Origin of the sequence: Cyanobium gracile PCC 6307, assembly GCF_000316515.1 — a bacterium.
In the GTDB taxonomy this organism is placed as follows: domain Bacteria; phylum Cyanobacteriota; class Cyanobacteriia; order PCC-6307; family Cyanobiaceae; genus Cyanobium; species Cyanobium gracile.
The window spans coordinates 1,382,435-1,399,440 of sequence record NC_019675.1 but is presented as its reverse complement, the minus strand read 5'-3'; the positions used below and the strand labels follow the sequence as shown (position 1 = coordinate 1,399,440).

General features: G+C 68.9%; 20 protein-coding genes. 10 read left to right on the top strand and 10 right to left on the bottom strand.

The genetic code is table 11. The features are described from left to right. Positions 1–232: 232 nt before the first annotated feature. Entirely contained in the window at positions 233–559 is a 327-nt protein-coding gene (locus tag CYAGR_RS19385; protein WP_425386796.1) for a type II secretion system protein, read from the bottom strand. A 794-nt stretch (positions 560–1,353) separates the two neighbouring features. On the opposite strand from CYAGR_RS19385, the gene CYAGR_RS06595 reads away from it, so the two are divergent. Further along, positions 1,354–2,349 (top strand): sensor histidine kinase, encoded by a 996-nt coding sequence (locus tag CYAGR_RS06595; protein ID WP_051017069.1) that lies wholly within the window; start codon positions 1,354–1,356, stop codon positions 2,347–2,349. Here the strand turns inward: CYAGR_RS06595 and CYAGR_RS06590 are convergent. Together CYAGR_RS06590 and CYAGR_RS06585 are read right to left on the bottom strand one after the other, a co-directional pair. Then, positions 2,318–3,034, bottom strand: a complete 717-nt coding sequence (locus CYAGR_RS06590; RefSeq protein ID WP_015109016.1) for a response regulator transcription factor — start codon at positions 3,032–3,034, stop codon at positions 2,318–2,320. The genes CYAGR_RS06595 and CYAGR_RS06590 overlap by 32 nt on opposite strands. 2 nt (positions 3,035–3,036) lie before the next feature. Next, a complete protein-coding gene (locus tag CYAGR_RS06585; protein ID WP_015109015.1) occupies positions 3,037–3,732 on the bottom strand; it encodes a response regulator transcription factor in 696 nt (231 codons plus the stop codon). Positions 3,733–4,239: 507 nt separating this feature from the next. Here CYAGR_RS06585 and CYAGR_RS06580 point away from each other — a divergent pair. Together CYAGR_RS06580 and CYAGR_RS06575 are read left to right on the top strand one after the other, a co-directional pair. After that, a complete protein-coding gene (locus CYAGR_RS06580; RefSeq protein WP_043325513.1) occupies positions 4,240–5,058 on the top strand; it encodes an ABC transporter permease in 819 nt (272 codons plus the stop codon). A 60-nt stretch (positions 5,059–5,118) separates the two neighbouring features. Further along, positions 5,119–5,397 carry a hypothetical protein gene (locus tag CYAGR_RS06575; protein WP_015109013.1) on the top strand — a complete coding sequence of 93 codons (279 nt, stop codon included), beginning with the start codon at positions 5,119–5,121 and terminating at the stop codon, positions 5,395–5,397. On the opposite strand, the gene trmH is transcribed toward CYAGR_RS06575, so the two are convergent. Genes trmH through CYAGR_RS16415 form a run of 4 tightly spaced genes read right to left on the bottom strand, consistent with a single transcriptional unit; the run spans position 5,339 to position 8,272 of the window. Continuing rightward, positions 5,339–6,028: a tRNA (guanosine(18)-2'-O)-methyltransferase TrmH gene (gene trmH, locus CYAGR_RS06570; protein WP_015109012.1), complete on the bottom strand. Its 690-nt coding sequence runs from the start codon at positions 6,026–6,028 to the stop codon at positions 5,339–5,341. The genes CYAGR_RS06575 and trmH overlap by 59 nt on opposite strands. Before the next feature lie 20 nt (positions 6,029–6,048). After that, positions 6,049–6,903: an ATP-grasp domain-containing protein gene (locus CYAGR_RS06565; RefSeq protein ID WP_015109011.1), complete on the bottom strand. Its 855-nt coding sequence runs from the start codon at positions 6,901–6,903 to the stop codon at positions 6,049–6,051. Further along, entirely contained in the window at positions 6,900–7,562 is a 663-nt protein-coding gene (locus CYAGR_RS16420) for a hypothetical protein (RefSeq protein ID WP_015109010.1), read from the bottom strand. The genes CYAGR_RS06565 and CYAGR_RS16420 overlap by 4 nt, the downstream gene beginning before the upstream one ends. Before the next feature lie 11 nt (positions 7,563–7,573). Beyond that, positions 7,574–8,272, bottom strand: coding sequence for a hypothetical protein (locus tag CYAGR_RS16415; protein WP_051017065.1), 699 nt, complete (start codon positions 8,270–8,272; stop codon positions 7,574–7,576). Between the two features lie 348 nt (positions 8,273–8,620). Here CYAGR_RS16415 and CYAGR_RS06550 point away from each other — a divergent pair, with 348 nt between their 5' ends. Together CYAGR_RS06550 and CYAGR_RS06545 are read left to right on the top strand one after the other, a co-directional pair. Next, entirely contained in the window at positions 8,621–9,016 is a 396-nt protein-coding gene (locus tag CYAGR_RS06550) for an MGMT family protein (RefSeq protein ID WP_015109008.1), read from the top strand. After that, positions 9,013–10,431, top strand: coding sequence for a 16S rRNA (cytosine(967)-C(5))-methyltransferase (locus CYAGR_RS06545; protein ID WP_015109007.1), 1,419 nt, complete (start codon positions 9,013–9,015; stop codon positions 10,429–10,431). Before CYAGR_RS06550 ends, CYAGR_RS06545 begins: the two co-directional genes overlap by 4 nt. Here CYAGR_RS06545 and CYAGR_RS06540 read toward each other — a convergent pair. The 3 genes from CYAGR_RS06540 to petP are packed head-to-tail and all read right to left on the bottom strand — an operon-like array spanning position 10,428 to position 13,859. Further along, on the bottom strand, positions 10,428–12,620 hold the full coding sequence (locus tag CYAGR_RS06540; protein ID WP_015109006.1) for a transglycosylase domain-containing protein: 2,193 nt from the start codon (positions 12,618–12,620) through the stop codon (positions 10,428–10,430). The genes CYAGR_RS06545 and CYAGR_RS06540 overlap by 4 nt on opposite strands. After that, positions 12,617–13,633 (bottom strand): chlorophyll synthase ChlG, encoded by a 1,017-nt coding sequence (gene chlG / locus CYAGR_RS06535; RefSeq protein WP_015109005.1) that lies wholly within the window; start codon positions 13,631–13,633, stop codon positions 12,617–12,619. Before chlG ends, CYAGR_RS06540 begins: the two co-directional genes overlap by 4 nt. A gap of 13 nt (positions 13,634–13,646) precedes the next feature. Then, positions 13,647–13,859: a cytochrome b6f subunit PetP gene (gene petP / locus CYAGR_RS06530; RefSeq protein WP_015109004.1), complete on the bottom strand. Its 213-nt coding sequence runs from the start codon at positions 13,857–13,859 to the stop codon at positions 13,647–13,649. 43 nt (positions 13,860–13,902) lie between these two features. Between petP and hisF the strand changes: the two genes are divergently transcribed. From hisF to CYAGR_RS06505, 5 genes are all read left to right on the top strand, one after another. Continuing rightward, positions 13,903–14,700 carry an imidazole glycerol phosphate synthase subunit HisF gene (gene hisF / locus CYAGR_RS06525; protein ID WP_015109003.1) on the top strand — a complete coding sequence of 266 codons (798 nt, stop codon included), beginning with the start codon at positions 13,903–13,905 and terminating at the stop codon, positions 14,698–14,700. A gap of 80 nt (positions 14,701–14,780) precedes the next feature. Next, on the top strand, positions 14,781–15,104 hold the full coding sequence (locus CYAGR_RS06520; protein WP_015109002.1) for a hypothetical protein: 324 nt from the start codon (positions 14,781–14,783) through the stop codon (positions 15,102–15,104). A 34-nt stretch (positions 15,105–15,138) separates the two neighbouring features. Next, entirely contained in the window at positions 15,139–15,840 is a 702-nt protein-coding gene (gene ubiE / locus CYAGR_RS06515; RefSeq protein ID WP_015109001.1) for a bifunctional demethylmenaquinone methyltransferase/2-methoxy-6-polyprenyl-1,4-benzoquinol methylase UbiE, read from the top strand. A 102-nt stretch (positions 15,841–15,942) separates the two neighbouring features. Then, positions 15,943–16,821, top strand: coding sequence for a glycine--tRNA ligase subunit alpha (gene glyQ / locus CYAGR_RS06510; RefSeq protein ID WP_015109000.1), 879 nt, complete (start codon positions 15,943–15,945; stop codon positions 16,819–16,821). After that, entirely contained in the window at positions 16,818–17,000 is a 183-nt protein-coding gene (locus CYAGR_RS06505) for a hypothetical protein (protein WP_015108999.1), read from the top strand. The genes glyQ and CYAGR_RS06505 overlap by 4 nt, the downstream gene beginning before the upstream one ends. Positions 17,001–17,006: the final 6 nt, after the last annotated feature.

Here is a 17,006-nt window from a genome sequence, read left to right as displayed (position 1 = left end):
TCTGTAGACTGAGATAGCTTTAGGCTTATTCTGCTCAACCCATCATTGCACCATTTGTTTTAAGAATGTTGTGGCGAAGCTTTTGTTAACCGTTGTTGTCAATAGAGATAGAATTTGAGCTGCATTTTTGGAATTGCACTCTTGATTGTTTTAGCGTTTCTGCCAGGTAATTGGACACTCATTAAAAAGCTCCCATAAGGGAGCTCATTTTAAAAGTCCAAATGTTGAGTATTCAGGACAATGTGCAGGTCAGCCCTCCATCGGTTGCTACTCCGACTTGTGCCCTGGAGGCTCCAGCAGAAGTGGCTGCCAGGCACCTGATGCCCGAGACGGTACCGCCCCAAGTCCCTGAGTAGGTCTGTCCAGTATTGTTGGTGCATGTAACGCCTCCACCTGTTGGAGCAATGCCTACCTCTCCAGAAGCTTTGAAAGTGGCGCACTCCTTGGCGAGCCCCACGATCTCGCCAATGACTGCACCAGCGGCAGCGGCGTTTCGAGCTCCCAGGAAGTTGGGAAGAGCCACGGCAGAAAGAATGCCTACGATAGCCACGACGATCATAAGTTCAATCAGGGTGAAGCCCTGGGTCATTTTGGACCTCTTTTCGCGCAGGCTGCGCATTAGGGCGAGTTTGGTTTTGGGGGTGATTCTCATAGGACGGGGAGGTGGGGCTCCATTGCAACTCCATCACTCTATCAATCGAACATGGCATCGTCCACATCGGCGTTGCCAACGATCTGCACTCATTGGCATGAAACCCTCCCTTGCCTCAAAACCATGTTCCTGACTCAATGCTGACTCCTCAGGCCCCGTTCCCATTGCGTGCGCTTGGCATGCTTTATGGCTTGCTGAGCTTCGAATTTAGTTTCATCTTGTCGTGATCTAATGATATTCTAATGAAATTAACGAGTCTTTTTGCGTTACCTCTGTCGTTTCATCGGCCTTCTGGGGCCTTCTCGATTCGGCGGCAGCTTCTCAGCCTCAGCCTGCTTGCTGTTCTGGGGGGCTACGCCCTGCCGATCGTTGCAATCTCCTGGCTGGCCAGTCAGGACAGGCGGACCGTCCATCTAGCTACAGCCGAGAGCGTTTACCGGTCCATGACGACCAACGGATCCAGGTCTCACAACCTTGAGGGGCTCTCTGCGGCCTTGGAGCAGATCATCAGCCCAAACTTCCTCGCTTGGGCAGTAACCGACCAAGGGGTTCCCTTCAACGCCCCGAACCAAATCCGCCTGTTCTCTATCCCCACAGGAATCCCGCTGGTGCGCCTCAATAAGATTGCCGCCGGCTCTGACGGCATTGGAGTTTTCACCGTAGGAGGCCGCACATATCTCACGAGTTCCATGCCTCTAATTGTGGGTGCGCGGTCTATCCACGTACGTTTTCTGGAGGACATCACCCCCAAGCTGGCCCAGCAGCGGCTCCTGCTCATCCTGCTGTTGGTGGCGGCCGGCCTGGCCACCCTGTTCACGGGGTTGCTGCTGCGGCCGGTGCTGGTGCGTGGCCTGGCCCCTCTCCATGATCTGGGTCTGCAGATGCAGGCGATCAGCTCCGACACCCTCGACAGCCAGCGGGTGCTGGTGTCTGCCCAGCCCCGGGAGTTAGCGCCGATCGCCGCGGCCTTCAACGATCTGCTCGATCGCCTCTCGGCCTCATGGGAGCGCCAGCGGGGCTTCGCCAATGGTGTGAGTCATGAGTTGCGCACCCCCATCAGCCTGATCCGCAATTATGCCGGCCGCCTACAGCGCCGCGCCCAGGGTCTATCGGAGCAGGACTTCGCCCAGCTGGTGCTGATCGAGGAGGAGGCGGGCCGGATGGGGAAGCTGGTGGCGGACCTGCTTGCCCTCACCCGTATCGATGCCAACCGCACCCTGATGCCCTTCGAGCCGTTCGATGTGGCCCGGGCGATCGAGCGGGTGGCGGAGCGGTTGCGGTCGCGCTGTGCTGGCCGCCTGCGGATCTGCCCCGGCGCCACCCAGGCGTCCCGCACCTTCGCGCTCGGCGATGCCGATCGCTTCGAGCAATGCCTGGGAAACCTGATTGAAAACGCCCAGAAATACGATCCAGGCGGCGGCCCGATCCAGCTTCGCCTCGATGCCAGCCTCGATCGGGTGGTGGTGCACGTGATCGATGCCGGCCCCGGTGTGCCCGACAACGAGAAGCGGCTGATCTTCGAGCGCTTCGGCCGCGGTCGCCATAGCGGCGCCATCTCCGGCAGCGGCGTGGGTCTGGCGGTGGTGCGGGCCTTGATGGAGGCGATGGGGGGGAGCGTGTCGGTGGCGGATGGGCCGGAGGGGGGAGCCGATTTCCAGTTGCGCCTCAAGGGCGCGGCTCCCCTTCACGGAGCATGAAGCCCACGCCGCGCACCGTCTGGATCAGGGTGGGCAGGCCTTCCGGCTCCAGCTTGCGCCGCAGATAGCGGATGTAGACCCCCAGCAGGTTTTCGTCGCCGAAGTGGTTTTCTCCCCACACCTCCCGCAGGATCTGCTCGCGCTCCACCACCCGGCCGGCACCGCGCAGCAGACACAGCAGCAGGTCGTATTCCCGCACGGAAAGGGAAATCAACTGGCCCGCCCGCATCACCTCCCGGGTGGCGGTGTTCACAGCGAGATCGGCGCAACGCAGCAGATCGGATTCGGCCACGCCCCGCCACCAGGCGGTGCGCCGCAGCTGGGCGCGGATGCGGGCCAGCAGTTCCTCGATCGAGAAGGGTTTGAGGATGTAGTCATCGGCGCCTGAATCGAGCGCCTCGACCCGGTCGCGGATGTCGTCGTGGCAGGTGAGCATCAGCACGGGGGTGATGTCACCGCTCGAGCGCAGCCGCCGGCAGATCTCGATGCCGCTGAAATCGGGCAGTGTCCAGTCGAGCAGCACCAGATCGGTGCAGGCATCCCTCAGGTGCATCAGCGCCCCCTGGCCATCCTCGGCTTCGCTGACGGCGTAGCCCTCGCAGTTGAGTTCCCCGGCCAGGAACGTGCGCATCCGCTGGTCATCCTCGACAACCAGCAGTCGCGACTTGGACGTGGCCTCCGCCATCCTCAGCGGGGTGGCCCTTCCTTCAGCATGAAGCCGACACCTCGCACCGTCTGGATCAGGGTGGGCTGGCCGGCCGGCTCCAGTTTGCGGCGCAGATAGCGGACGTAGACATCGAGGAGGTTGTCGTCGCCCAGCCAGTTCTCACCCCAGAGGGCATCGAGGATGGCGCGCCGCTCCTGCACCTGGTTGGGGTGCCGCAGCAGATGCATCAGCAGATCGAACTCCTTGGCTGTGAGGTGAATCGACTCTCCGCCCCGCGCCACCTCCCGGCTGGCGGGATTCACCTCCAGATCGGCCATCCGCAGCACACCGCCTTCCTGTTCATCGATGCCGCTGCGACGCAGGCGGGCCCGCACCCTGGCCAGCAATTCCTCGATCGAGAACGGTTTGATCAGGTAATCGTCGGCGCCGGAATCGAGCGCCTCGACCCGTTGCTGCACCTCATCGCGGGCGGTGAGCATCAGCACGGGGGTGGAGATGCCCCCCTTGCGCATCCGCCGGCACACCTCGACACCGCTGAAATCGGGCAGGTTCCAGTCGAGGAGAACCAGATCCCAGGTCTGGCTGCGGATCCGGCCCAGGGCCTGCTGGCCGCAGGCCGCTTCCTCACACTCATAACCTTCGACCGCCAGCTCGGACGTCAGGAAGCCGCGCATTTCAGGGTCGTCGTCGACGATCAGGAGGCGGGCGTTTGTCATCTGATCAGAAAGGCTGAACGACGCTCGGCAACGATGGAAGTCAGCACTCTGGAGTTGAGCGGCGCATATGATGCAGATTATACCAGCGTGAGAATTCACCTGCAAGCGCACCTGCAGGCTCTCTTTCAACTCGGTAGAAATCCATTGCTTCCCTGCCACCTTCCGGTTGATCCGGTGAGTGCGGTCCGAAGCCGGGCCCTGCGGCCCGTCTTGACGCCGGCGCCTTCAGAAGCATAAATTCCGGCATATTCTTGGACGCTATCGACAAGCGCGACGTCAACCGGCCCCCACGATCGGAGGCCACGCCGATCGTGGGGGCCGTCCTATCGGCGACCGTTGCGCTTATTCTTCGGGCGATCCTGATGCCCGCCGGTTTCAGTGCCGATACGCACGAATCCTGGCCGTGACTGTCAACTTGTGATACATAAGTCCACCGGTAAGGCCGACAGAGAGGCCAGCCCTTTCGAGCTGCCCCCCAGGGTCGGTGGTTCCACCTTGGCGCAGCGCATGGCGCGCTGGGGACTGGGGATCGTGGTCGTCTACGGGCTGATCGCCCTGGCCACCCCGCTGCTGGTGCACGGGGGGCTGCTGAGCGATCCCAATGCGGGCCTGGAGAATCCGATCTACGCGCCGCCTTCCTTCGGTCACTGGTGCGGCACCGATCGCCTCGGCCGGGACGTCTGCGTGCGCACGCTCTCCGGCAGCAGCGTCGCCCTGCAGGTGGTGCTGAGCGCCCTGGTGCTGGCCCTGGCCATCGGCGTTCCCCTCGGGATGGTGAGCGGCTACCTCGGCGGCGGCGTCGACCGCCTGCTGGTGCTGGTGATGGACACCCTCTACACCCTGCCGGTGCTGCTGCTCTCCGTTGTGCTCGCCTTCCTGCTGGGCCGGGGCCTGCCCAACGCCGCCGCCGCCCTCTGCGTGGTCTACGTGCCCCAGTACTTCCGGGTGGTGCGCAACCAGTCGGCCCAGGTGAAGGCGGAGCTGTTCATCGAGGCGGCCCGCTCCCTGGGGGCCGGCCCGGCCTGGATCCTGCGCCGCTACCTGTTCCGCAATGTGATCACCTCCGTGCCGGTGCTGCTCTCCCTCAATGCCGCCGACGCGGTGCTGGTGCTAGGGGGGCTCGGATTCCTCGGCCTCGGCCTGCCGGAGACGATCCCCGAGTGGGGCAGCGACCTGCAGCAGGCCCTCACCGCCCTGCCCACCGGCATCTGGTGGACCGCCCTGTTCCCGGGGCTGGCCATGTTCGTCCTGGTGCTCGGCCTGTCGTTCCTGGGCGAGGGCCTGGAGAACTGGCTGAGCGGTGTCCCGGCCGGTGCGCGCGACTGAACGCCCCCGGGCCGGCATCGGACGATTGGGGTAGCTTTCCAGGGAAGCGTGGCTCCGGCGATGCCCTGGTGGTTGGATCTGGCCCTGCTGGCCCTGGCCGTTGCCCTCTGGGTGAAGGCTGGCAACACGCCCGACGACGTCTGGAGCGTCTTCCAGAAGTTCCTGTCCTTCGTGGCGGTGGTGGTCGTTCTGCTCGGCGGCCGCCAGCTGCTGCTGGAGATCCTGGCCCTCGCGCTCACCTTCTGGCTGCCGAGCGCCTCCCGCTTCGACGGCGGCCCCCTCAACAGCGAAGCCGCACGCTCCGGGGAAGCTCCTCGAGGATGGCGCCTTCCGGGCTGAGGGCCGGATAGGGGCGCCCCTCGCGCCGGCACCAGGCGGCCACGTCCGGGTAGGCCCACTCGAATAGCAGCCGGGCGTACTGCTCCGGCGCCAGCCCTTCGCCCCGGCTCGGCAGGCAGCCCTTCGCCTGCCGCTGCCGCAGCGCCTCGAACAGCAGGATCGCGGTCGCCACCGACACGTTGAGCGACTGCACCATGCCCACCATCGGAATCACGATCGCCTGGTCGATCGCCGCAGCCGTCTCCTCGCTCAGCCCCCACTTCTCCGCCCCCAGCACGAAGGCCGTGGGCCCGGTGAAGTCGCAGTCGCGGTAGTCCACCGCCCGGGCCCCCAGGTGGGTGCCGTAGAGCCGGAAGCCGCCGGCCCTGAGCCGGGCGATGGCGTCGCTGCTGCGCCCATGCCGGTGCAGCGCCACCCACTTCTGGCTGCCCAGGGCCGTGCTGTTGAAGGTGGGCGTGCGCCCGGGGAGGCTGACGGCGTGGGCTTCGAGCACCCCCACCGCATCGCAGCTGCGCAGGATCGCCGAGAGGTTGTGGGGCTTGTCCACATGCTCCAGCAGCAGCGTCAGATCCCCCATGCGGCGATCGAGCACCGCGCGCAGGCGCTCGAAGCGGCGGGGCAGCAGCGGCATCGGTGCACAGCGGTGAACCCTCACTTCAGCACCGGACCCCGCGCCAGCAGCTCCGCCACCGCATCGCTGATCGGTGCCTCACCCGCACCCTCGGTCCCGGTCTCGAAGACCGTGAACCCCGGCATGGCGTTCACCTCGAAGATCACCCATCGCCCCTCCGGCGTCAGCCGCAGGTCGATGCCGGCCAGCCCCAGCCCCATCTGCCGGCAGGTGTGGCGGCAGCGCTGCGCCACCTCCTCCGGCAGCGGCTGCGCCACCAGCCGCGGCGCCGCGCAGCCGGATGCCGGCAGGCGGTAGTCGACCGCCTCGCTCTCGATCCGGCAGCCGAAGACCCGCTCCCCCACCACGTGGACCCTGTGGTCGACGCCCACGATCCGCCGCTGGAACTGGGTCGGACACCAGGACAGCAGCGCCAGCCGCGGGTCGTTCTCCCCGTCGAAGCGACGCACCCGGCTGCGGCTGCTGCCGACGGCCTTCACGATCACCTCCCCGTGCCGCTCGCGGAAGGCCAGGGCCTCCGCGGCCGAGGTGGTGACCAGGGTGGGCGGCACCTCCCAGCCCCAGCGCCGCAGCCAGCGCAGCTGGGCGGGTTTCGAGGCGCAGATCGCCGCCGCCGCGGGGCGGTTCAACACCAGCGCCGGCGTCAGATCCAGCCAGCTCTGCAGGGCATGCTCCGCCCCGGCGTCGAGGCCCGCCGCCGCACCGGTGGGCCGCACCACCACCGCGCTGATCTCCGCCTGCCAGCGCCGCAGCTCCGCGGGCCGGAGCTCCGCGCTCCAGGGGCCGATCCGCGGCGCCACACCCCGGCGGCGCAGGGCCTCCGCCACCCCCTGCAGGACCGGATCGTTCACCGCTCCCAGCAACAGCACGCTCATCCGGCCTCCACCCGCTCCTCCAGCAGCCGATCGAGCGCGTCCAGTTCCGCCGCGCCCACCCGCTCCAGTCCCACCCGCGCCTGGACGAGCGCCCGTTCCGCCCCCTCTCCCTGGAAGCGAAAACTGGCCATCTCCTGAGCGGCCCCCGCGCCGAGCCGGCGCGTCCATGCCGCCTCTTCGTCTGCCCCTGCACCGATCACCGTGTCGCCGACCATGGTCACGAGCCGGGTTCCGTCTGGATCCGGGCCCTGGTCCCGCACGGGAATGCCGCAGCCGGAGGCGTGCGCGGCCCAGTGGGACCAGCCCCAGTTGCGGCCACAGAGGCAGCCTGGGCTGGGCCGGTCGATGACCGGGCAACCTAGCCCCTCCAGCCAGGCCAGCAGAAAGGCGGTCATCTCGGCGGCAACGAAGTGTCGTCGGGGGGGCTGGATCCAGGTGAGTTCCAGCGGATCCACCTGCACCAGCCGCGTCAGCACCGCCGAGATCGCCTCATCGGGCCGGTCCACCCCCTGACAGGCCCAGCGCCCCTCCCCGGTCTCCTCCACCACCAGGCGCCACCCCGGCAGGGAAAGGTCGCGCGGGGTCAGCAGAACGGCCTGGTGTGCCCAGGCCGCCTGCAGGCGGCGAGCGTCGCCGTCGTGCGCGCTCGCCAGGATCACGCGCAGGCCCGTCAGGGTTCCGGGGACACGAAGGAGTCGGCCCCGGCCGTTTCGCCCGAAAGCGAATCGATGGTGCGGGCCATCAGGCTCAGACCGTCCTGGAGACGCGCCAGCGTCGCCCTCAGCTCAGGATCCGCCACCGCACCGGCGATCGGCGGCACCGGCCCGGGGGGCACCGGTCCCGGCAGCACTTCGGGCAGTGACGGCAGGGGGCGTCCCGGGAAGGGGATCGGATTCGTGTTGTCGATCAGCGGCTTGAGGTCCCGCACCGGCGAGGGCAGGCGGAACAGGGCGCTGCCGGTGGCCGTGGGCAGGGCCACGATCAACTGGTCGAAGTCCCTGCCGTTGTTGTTGGCGACTGGCAGGGGTGGAGGCACGAAGGAGAAATTGTTGGGCAGGAACGTGCCGCGATGTTCGGGCGTCAGCAGCACATCGAAGGTCTGCCCCTGGAAGGTGCGGGTGGTGATCTCGATCTCCACGAAGCCGCGGAACTCCACCGAGTCAGGCAGATTCGCCAACGTCACGTCGGGTTGAAGAATCACCAGGGCGGTGTCCCTGCCCGGCACCCTCACGCTCAGGGTGAAGCGATTGGGATCGGCGGTTGGGGTGAGATCTCCAAACGAATTGCCTCCCGTCACGTCAGTGGCCTGAACGGTCTGCGCCAGATTGAGGGCTGGCGTGGTGGCGTTGAAGGTCAGCAGAAAGGTCAACGACGTTGTTGACGTGTTCGCAATCGTCAGAAAGTACCCTTGAAGGATTCCCCGTGCTGCCCCGGGGACACGCACCAGAGGTGGGTTGGCCGGTGCGGTGGCCTTGAAGAGGAGCTCAAAAGTGGAAACAAGCATGATCGTTGGATTCCAGACAGTGAGCTGACAACTGCCGTCTGCAGAACGTTGTCAGGAGTGGACAGATGCAATGTAAGCCGTTGAACTCAGGCCCCCTGTCTTTGCCCTCAATTCCTACTGTGATTCAGGTGACATCAATTGGCTTGATGAGTTCCACGGGTCCGTAGTCCGGGTTCCACAGCGATTAGTCTGCGTTCCGTGCTTCGGCAAGCCGTGTCCTTCCCTCCTTCAGAAGCCGCCACTCCCGCCGCGCCCCTTTCCTTCGACCATCGCGTCTACGCGATGGTGGCCCACATCCCCTCCGGGCAGTTGGCCACCTACGGCCAGGTCGCCGAGCTGATCGGGGCCTGGGGCTGCGCCCGCCAGGTGGGCTGGGCCCTGCGGCGCCTGCCCCTGCCCTCCCCGGTGCCCTGGCACCGGGTGGTGAATGCCCAGGGGCGGATCGCCATGAGCCCCGGCCGCGAGGGCAGCGACTGGATGCAGCGGGAGCTGCTGCTGGCCGAGGGGATCGCCGTGGCCCCCGACGGCCGCCTGCCCCTGGCCCAGCACCGCTGGCACCCGCCCGCTGCGCTCCTGCCGACGGCCGGGTCCTCCTGTACAAAGGATTGATTCGTCCCGGGAGTCCGCCGATTCACGCCAGCGACGTCGTCCCCGGCCTGGCCTCCCGGCAGCTGGCCTGGCAGGTGCTGCAGGCGGTCGCGGCCGGGGCCTACGCCGACGCCGCCCTGGAGCGGGAGCTGGCCTCCCTGGCCCGCGCCGGTGGACACCTCTCGCCGGCCGACCGCGGCCTGGCCACCGAGATCGCCTACGGGGCCATCCGCCAGCGGCTCCTGCTCGACGGCTGGATCGACGCCCTCGGCAAGGTGAGCGCCCAGCGTCAGCCACCGGCCCTGCGCTGGCTGCTGCACGTGGGGCTCTACCAGCTTCTGTTCAGCGACCGGGTGCCGGCGGCGGCGGCGGTGAGCACCACGGTGGCCCTGGCCAAGCGCGCCGGGCTGGGCCGGCTGGCGCCGGTGGTGAACGGCCTGCTGCGCTCCCTGCTGCGGCGGCGCCAGCGCCAGCCCGACGGCGGACCCTGCCTGGAGCCCTGGGATGGGCTGGCACTGCCGGCCGACACCGCCGCCGCCCTGGCCGTGCGCCGCTCCCTGCCCCCCTGGCTCGCCGCTGGGCTGCTCGACTGGCTGCCGCCGGAGCGGGCCGAGGCCTTTGCCCTGGCCTGCAACGCCGTGCCCCCCCTCGATCTGCGGGTCAATGCCCTGCGCACCAGCCGGGAGGCCCTGCTGGTGCGCTTCCAGGACGCCGGCGTGGCGGCCCGCGCCCTGCCCGGTGCTCCCCATGGCCTCACCCTGCTGGAGCGGGTGGGGGACCCCCGCGAGCTGCCGGGCTACGGCGAGGGGCTCTGGTGCGTGCAGGACCGCAGCGCCCAGGCCATCGCCCCCCTGCTCGACCCAAGGCCCGGCCAGCGGATCCTCGATGCCTGCGCCGCCCCTGGGGGCAAGAGCACCCACCTGGCCGAGCTGATCGGCGACCGGGGCGAGGTGTGGGCGCTGGATCGCTCCGAAGCCCGGCTGCGGCGGCTGGATCACAACGCCGAGCGGCTGGGACTCACCACGATCCGCTCCCTGGCCGCCGACGCCACCGGCCTCGGCGAGCTGAAGCCCCACTGGCGGGGCCATTTCGAGCGGATCCTGCTGGATGCCCCCTGCTCCGGGCTCGGCACCCTGGCCCGCCACCCCGACGCCCGCTGGCGGATCACCCCCGACGCCATCGACGGCCTGGTGATCCTGCAGCGCCAGCTGCTGGAGGCGATGCTGCCGCTGCTGGCCCCGGGCGGCCGGCTCCTCTATGCCACCTGCACGGTGGAACCGCGCGAGAACGGCGCCCAGATCGCCGCGCTGCTGGCGGCCCATCCGGACTGGACCCTGCTGGAGGAACGCCAGTGGTGGCCCACTCCCGCGGCGGCGGAGTGCGGCGGCGGCGACGGCTTCTACGCCGCCCTGCTGCGGGGGCCGGACACCGCCTAGGGCGGTGGGGGCGGGGCGGCGACAGGTGGCGGCGGCGGCAGGGGGGCGGCGGGCTCCGGCGGCGGGGCCGGCGGAGGGATGGCCGCGTCGCGGGAGCGGGGTGCGGCGACGGGATTGTTCGGGGGTGCCGTCTGGGTCGGATCGGCCTGGGAGGGCGGCTGCTCAGTGGGGGGCTCCCGGTCGGGGGGGGTGAGGCGGCTGGGCTCCAGATCCGGTGCCTGCCAGCTCGGGGTCTCACGGCTGCCGCTGTCCTGGGGCCGGGCGTCGCGCTCGGTGGTCTTCTTGCCCGGCACCGGTTTGAAGGTGCCGGTGAGCGTCGGCTTGGGCGGGAACGCCTGGACCGGCATCCCCTTGGTGACCGGTTCCATGAAGGTCCGCCAGGCGTAGGTGGCCAGCACGCTGGTGGTGCCCGTCTGCCGGTTGTTGTCGTACCCCAGCCAGACGCCGGTGGTGAGCTGGGGGATGGAGCCGATGAACCAGAGATCCCGACCCCCCTCCGAGGTGCCGGTCTTGCCGGCCACCGCCCGGTCGGCGAGGGCGGCGCCGCCGCCGGTGCCGCCCCGCACCACCTGCTGCAGCATCCAGACCATCGCGTCGGCGATGTCGCTGCTCACCGCCCGGGTGCCGCGGGGGCCGTTGGCCCGGCGCGACCACAGCAGTTCCCCCTCCGGCCCGTAGATCTCCTCGAAGGGCAGCGGCTGGATGTACACACCGCGGTTCACCAGCGCCGCATAGGCGGCCGTCATGTCGAGCACCGTCTGCTCGTTGGCGCCGATCGCCATCGACAGGTAGCGGCCCAGTTCCCGGTGGATGCCGAGGCTCTTGGCGGTGGCGATCACCGGGTCGTAGCCCAGCTTCTGGAGCAGCCCCACCGCCACGATGTTGAGGGAGTTCTGGAGCGCCGTGGCCAGGCTCACCCGGCCCATGTAGCGGTTGCCGAAGTTCCTGGGGCAGTACTTGCCGAAGCAGCGGGCCGAATCCAGCACCGTGTCCTCCGGCTTCATCCCCAGCTTGAGGGCCGTCAGGTAGACGAACAGCTTGAAGGTGGAGCCCGGGGAGCGCAGCGCCTGGGAAGCCCGGTTGAACTGGGTCTTCTCCCAGTCCTTGCCGCCCACCATCGCCCGCACCAGCCCCGTGCCGGGTTCCATGGCCACCAGGGCCCCCTCCATGCTGCCGGTGGCGTAGGAGTCGATCGTCTTCTGGGCCTCCGCCTGCCAGGCCGCATTCAGCCCGCTGCGGATCGTGAGCCCGCCCACCTCCAGCTGCTCCTTGCTGAGCACCTTGGGCAGTTCCTGCTCCAGCCAGCTGGTGTACCAGGGCGCCGGGTTGTAGAAGTACTTCGGCTCCGCCGGCTTCAGCGCCAGGGGGGCGTCCTCGGCCCGCTGCAGCTGTTCATCGTCGATAAAGCCGGCCTCCCGCATGCGCCGCAGCACGATCGACCGCCGCCGCAGCGCCACCTCCGGATTCACCAGCGGCGAATACACCGAAGGCGCCGGCGGCAGGCCGGCGATCAGGGCCGCCTCCGGCAGGGTGAGCTGGTCGGGACGCTTGGAGAAGTAGATCCAGGCCGCATCGGAGACGCCGTAGGCGCTGGAGCCCAGATACACGTAGTTGAGGTACTGCTCGAGGATCTGCGCCTTGCTCAGCTGGCGCTCGATCTTTCCGGCCAGGGCCGCTTCCTTGAGCTTCCGCATGATCGTGCGGTCCTGGCTCAGGAACACGGTGCGGGCCAGCTGCTGGGTGATCGTGCTGGCACCCTCCTCCACGGCCCCCTGCTGGAGGTTGCGCAGCACGGCGCGGCTGATGCCGAACAGGTCGATGCCGTCGTGCTGGTAGAAGCGCCGGTCCTCGGCGGCCACGAAGGCACGCTGGATCAGCAGCGGCATCTTGCCGGCGGGCAGTTTCTCCCGGGTGGCGGGCCCCTTCTTGAGCACCACCTGGCCGTCGGAGGAGAGGATCGTGATCGTCCCCGGCCGGTTGAAGCTGGTGATGCGGCTGGCATCGGGCAGCATCCCGTCGAGGCCGCGCACCACGCTCGTCTGCCCCAGGGCGACGAGCCCGCCCACGGCGGTGGCCGCCAGGGCCGGGGCGAGCAGGCGCCAGCCGGAGCGTCGTGAAGGCCGGCTGGGCGGTGGCTCACCGGGCTGCCGCGGGCCGGTGGTGGCCGTGGACAGGCCCACCCTGGTCATGGCAGCGGTGCCGTCAGCGCAGCGAATGCGGTCAGGTCACTGTGGCCGATCGCCAGGGCGGTGACAAGCATCCCAAGGACGAGAAACGGCTGGGCGCTGGCCTGGTACTTCACATCGAAGGCGACAGGATCACGCAGCAGCCAGATGTCCTGGAACGTGATCTGGGGAATGATCAGCAGCACCAGCAGCACCGCGGCGAAGTGCTGGCCGATGGCGATCAGCACCGCCACCATCGCCAGTTGGAAGAGGTCGATCATGCCGGCGCTGATCCAGCTGGCCCGTTGGACGCCGAACACCACCGGCAGTGATTGCAGCCCCAGGGCCCGGTCCCCTTCGACGCTCTTGAAGTCGTTGACGACGGCGATGCCCAGTCCCGCCAGGCTGTAGGCCAGGGTGAGCAGGGCCGTGGCCCAGGTGAGCTGGCCGAACAGGGCCTGGCCGGCCCACCAGGGCAGGGCGATGTAGCTGGCGCCCAGGGCGTAGTTGCCCAGCCAGCCGTTCTGCTTCAGCTTCAGCGGTGGCGCCGAATAGATGTAGCTCACGAAGGAGCCGCCCAGGGCCAGCAGCAGCAGCACCGGGGTGCTGTGGCCGGCCCAGACATCCAGGCCCCAGGCCACCGCCAGCCCCGCCAGCAGCAGCACCACGATCTGGAGGCGCACCTGGCCCAGGGGAATGGCCCCGGACGGGATCGGCCGGTAGGGCTCGTTGATCGCGTCGATCTCGCGGTCGTAGTAGTCGTTGATGGTCTGGGTGTAGCCGGCCAGCAGCGGCCCGCTCATCAGCATGCAGGCGACGGACGCTCCCACCTCAGTAAGGGTCCAGTGGAAATTGCCGGAGGCCGCCGCGCCGCAGATGACTCCCCAGATGAGGGGAATCCAGGTCACGGGCTTCATCAGCTGCAGCCGGATCTTCCAGATGTTGGAGGTGCCGGCGGCACCCTTCATCCCGAGCAGCTGACGGGCGCCACCGGAGACGCCTGGGGAGCCGGCGCTGGGTTCGGGGCTCTGGCTCATGGGTTGGGCCGTCTCAGGCAGGGGTGATCTCGTCGTCGAAGAACCAGGTGGTGGTGCCGCCGCTGAGCTCCACCACCACACCGATGCCGGTGCCGTCGGTGACACGGAAATCCTTCACCGTGCCGGTGGCATCGGCCTTGAGGGCTGCCACCAGATCGGCCGGAATCCGATCGCGCACGCGGGTGACCCGCACCTTCGAACCGATGGTGATGCCAGCCTGGGCCATGTCCGGCGCGATTAGAAAGTCGCGCAACACTAACAGCGAACCCGTGGTAGCCAAGCGGATCATCCCCTGTCTCGACGTGGCCGACGGCAGGGTGGTGAAGGGGGTGAATTTCGTCGGGCTGCGCGACGCCGGCGACCCGGTGGAACTGGCCTGTCGCTACAGCGCCTCCGGGGCCGACGAGCTCGTCTTCCTCGACATCGCCGCCAGCCACCAGGGCCGCGCCACCCTCGTCGACATGGTGCGCCGCACCGCCGAGGCGGTGACGATCCCTTTCACGGTGGGCGGTGGCATCGTCAGCGTCGAGGGCATCACCGAGCTGCTGCGGGCCGGCGCCGACAAGGTGAGCCTCAATTCCTCGGCGGTCCGCACCCCCGAGCTGGTGACGGCCGGCGCCGACCGCTTCGGCTGTCAGTGCATCGTGGTGGCCATCGATGCCCGCCGTCGCCCGGCCGCCGACGGGGAGCCCCCCGGCTGGGATGTGTTCGTCAAGGGGGGGCGGGAGAACACCGGCCTCGATGTGGTGGCCTGGGCCCGGCGGGTGGTGGCCCTCGGGGCCGGGGAGATCCTGCTCACCTCCATGGACGGCGACGGCACCCAGGCGGGCTACGACCTCGCCCTGACCCGGGCGGTGGTGGAGGCGGTGGAGGTGCCGGTGATCGCCTCCGGAGGCGCCGGCTGCATCGACCACATCGCCGAGGCCCTCGAGGTCGCCGGGGCCTCGGCCGCCCTGCTGGCCTCCCTGCTCCATGACGGGGTGCTCACCGTCGAGGAGATCAAGACCGACCTGCTGCGCCGCGGCCTGCCGTTGCGGCCCCTGCTGACGAGCCTGACGGCGGGCTGAGCAGCCCAGGGCCGCAGTGATCGCACCACCTCCTTCACTCGCCGTAACATTGAGAAACGTTCGTGGTTCGTGGTGCATCGGTGAACGCCTTCCTGCTGCTGCCGACGCCCCTGGTCACCGTGATCGCGCTCGTGGTGGTGGTGGTGGTGATCGCGCTGGTGGCCTGGGCCCTCCAGCTGATGCAGGCCGCCACCGACCGCCGCGAATTCTCCCTGATGCTCGCCGGCTGCATGGTCTGCTCGGCGGCGGTGGGCCTGGCCACCGTGATGGTGCTCACCTTCACCAGTCCGGTGCGGCTGGAGGCCCGTGGTCTGGCGGCCCCCGAGCCGGAGCTCTCCGGCGTCAGCCTGGATGCGATCGTGCTGCCCTGGGACGACTCCCTGACCCTGCAGGGCGAGGGCTGAGGCCCGATTCCGCCGTCCCCCGTTCCGACCCGATTTGGCCACCGTTGATCCCCGGCAGATCAGCGATCTGTTCGACACCATCGCGCCCCGCTACGACCAGCTGAACGATCTGCTCAGCCTGGGGCTGCACCGTCTCTGGAAACGGCAGACCCTGCTCTGGCTGCGCCCCCGCCCCGGCCAGCGCCTGCTCGACCTCTGCTGCGGCACCGGCGACCTGGCCCTGCTGCTGGCCTCCCGCGTCCGTCCCGGCGGGTTGGTGCTGGGCCTGGACGCGGCCGCCGCCCCGCTGGCCATCGCCCGCCGCCGCGCTGCCCGCCAGCCCTGGTTGCCGCTGCAGTGGCAGCAGGGCGATGCCCTGGCCACCGGTCTGGCCGATGGCTGGGCCGATGGGGCGGTGATGGCCTACGGCCTGCGCAACCTGGCCGATCCCGCCGCCGGCCTGGTGGAGCTGCGGCGCCTGCTGCGGCCGGGCGGGCGGGCGGCGGTGCTGGATTTCAACCGGCCCGATCCGGCCTCGGCCCCGGCGGCCTTCCAGCGCTTCTACCTGCGCCGCCTGGTGGTGCCCACCGCCCGCGCCGTGGGCCTGCCGGAGCAGTACGCCTGGCTGGAGGAGAGCCTGGCCCGCTTCCCCACCGGCCCGGTGCAGGAGCAGCTGGCCCGCGCCGCCGGCTTCGCCGCGGCCCGCCACCGTTCCCTGGCCGGTGGCCTGATGGGGATGCTGGAGCTGGTGGCCTGAGGCCCCCGTGGCGGCCTGACCGCCGCCGCGATCGCTGATCACCGATCTGGCAGCATCAAGCCGACGTCCCTGCCGTCCTGGCCCGTATCCGACCGGCGCACCATGCTTTTCCAGGACATCATCGCCAGCCTCAACCGGTTCTGGGCCGACCAGGGTTGCCTGATCCTCCAGCCCTACGACACGGAGAAGGGCGCCGGCACCATGAGCCCCCACACCGTGCTGCGGGCGATCGGCCCGGAGCCCTGGGCGGTGGCCTACCCCGAGCCCTGCCGGCGCCCCACCGATGGCCGCTACGGCGACAACCCCAACCGGGCCCAGCACTACTTCCAGTACCAGGTGCTGATCAAGCCCTCGCCGGATGCCATCCAGGAGACCTACCTGGCCTCCCTCGAAACCCTGGGCATCCACGCCGCTGACCACGACATCCGCTTCGTGGAGGACAACTGGGAATCCCCCACCCTGGGGGCCTGGGGCGTGGGCTGGGAGGTGTGGCTCGATGGCATGGAGGTGACCCAGTTCACCTATTTCCAGCAGTGCGGCGGCCTCGACTGCCGGCCGGTGTCGATCGAGATCACCTACGGCCTGGAGCGGCTGGCGATGTACCTCCAGGACGTGGAGAGCATCTGGGACCTGCGCTGGAACGGGGAGCGCAGCTACGGCGACATCTGGCTGCCCTTCGAGAAGGGGCAGTGCACCTACAACTTCGAAGCCTCCAACCCCGAACGCCTGCTGCAGCTGTTCGCCCTGCATGAGGCCGAGGCCGCCGATCTGGTGGCGGCCGGGCTGCCGGCCCCGGCCCTCGACCACGTGCTCAAGTGCAGCCACACCTTCAACCTGCTGGAGGCCCGCGGCGTGATCTCGGTGACCGAGCGCACCGCCACCATCGGCCGCATCCGCCACCTGGCGCGGCAGGTGGCCGAAGCCTGGCTGGAGGAGCGCCGCGCCCTGGGCTTCCCCCTGCTGAGCGCTCCGCCGGCGTGAAGCGCACCCTGCTGGTGGGCGTGCTTGTGCTCGGCGCCTTCCAGGCCGGTCGCCTCACCGAGCGGGCCATCTGGCCCTGCCGGCTGCGGCCCCTGGCTGCCCTGGTCGCCCCGCTTGTGGGTCAGGAGCTACCCAGCCCCCAGCTCTGTGAGCTGATGCTCAAGCTGCCGAGTTTCTGAGGCGGC

Coding starts and splice junctions, on each gene's coding strand:
- CYAGR_RS19385 (WP_425386796.1), bottom strand. CDS start 559: ATGATCGTCGTGGCTATCGTAGGCATTCTTTCTGCCGTGGCTCTTCCC.
- CYAGR_RS06590 (WP_015109016.1), bottom strand. CDS start 3,034: ATGGCGGAGGCCACGTCCAAGTCGCGACTGCTGGTTGTCGAGGATGAC.
- CYAGR_RS06585 (WP_015109015.1), bottom strand. CDS start 3,732: ATGACAAACGCCCGCCTCCTGATCGTCGACGACGACCCTGAAATGCGC.
- CYAGR_RS06580 (WP_043325513.1), top strand. CDS start 4,240: ATGGCGCGCTGGGGACTGGGGATCGTGGTCGTCTACGGGCTGATCGCC.
- CYAGR_RS06575 (WP_015109013.1), top strand. CDS start 5,119: ATGCCCTGGTGGTTGGATCTGGCCCTGCTGGCCCTGGCCGTTGCCCTC.
- trmH (WP_015109012.1), bottom strand. CDS start 6,028: ATGCCGCTGCTGCCCCGCCGCTTCGAGCGCCTGCGCGCGGTGCTCGAT.
- CYAGR_RS06565 (WP_015109011.1), bottom strand. CDS start 6,903: ATGAGCGTGCTGTTGCTGGGAGCGGTGAACGATCCGGTCCTGCAGGGG.
- CYAGR_RS06540 (WP_015109006.1), bottom strand. CDS start 12,620: ATGACCAGGGTGGGCCTGTCCACGGCCACCACCGGCCCGCGGCAGCCC.
- chlG (WP_015109005.1), bottom strand. CDS start 13,633: ATGAGCCAGAGCCCCGAACCCAGCGCCGGCTCCCCAGGCGTCTCCGGT.
- petP (WP_015109004.1), bottom strand. CDS start 13,859: ATGGCCCAGGCTGGCATCACCATCGGTTCGAAGGTGCGGGTCACCCGC.
- glyQ (WP_015109000.1), top strand. CDS start 15,943: ATGCTTTTCCAGGACATCATCGCCAGCCTCAACCGGTTCTGGGCCGAC.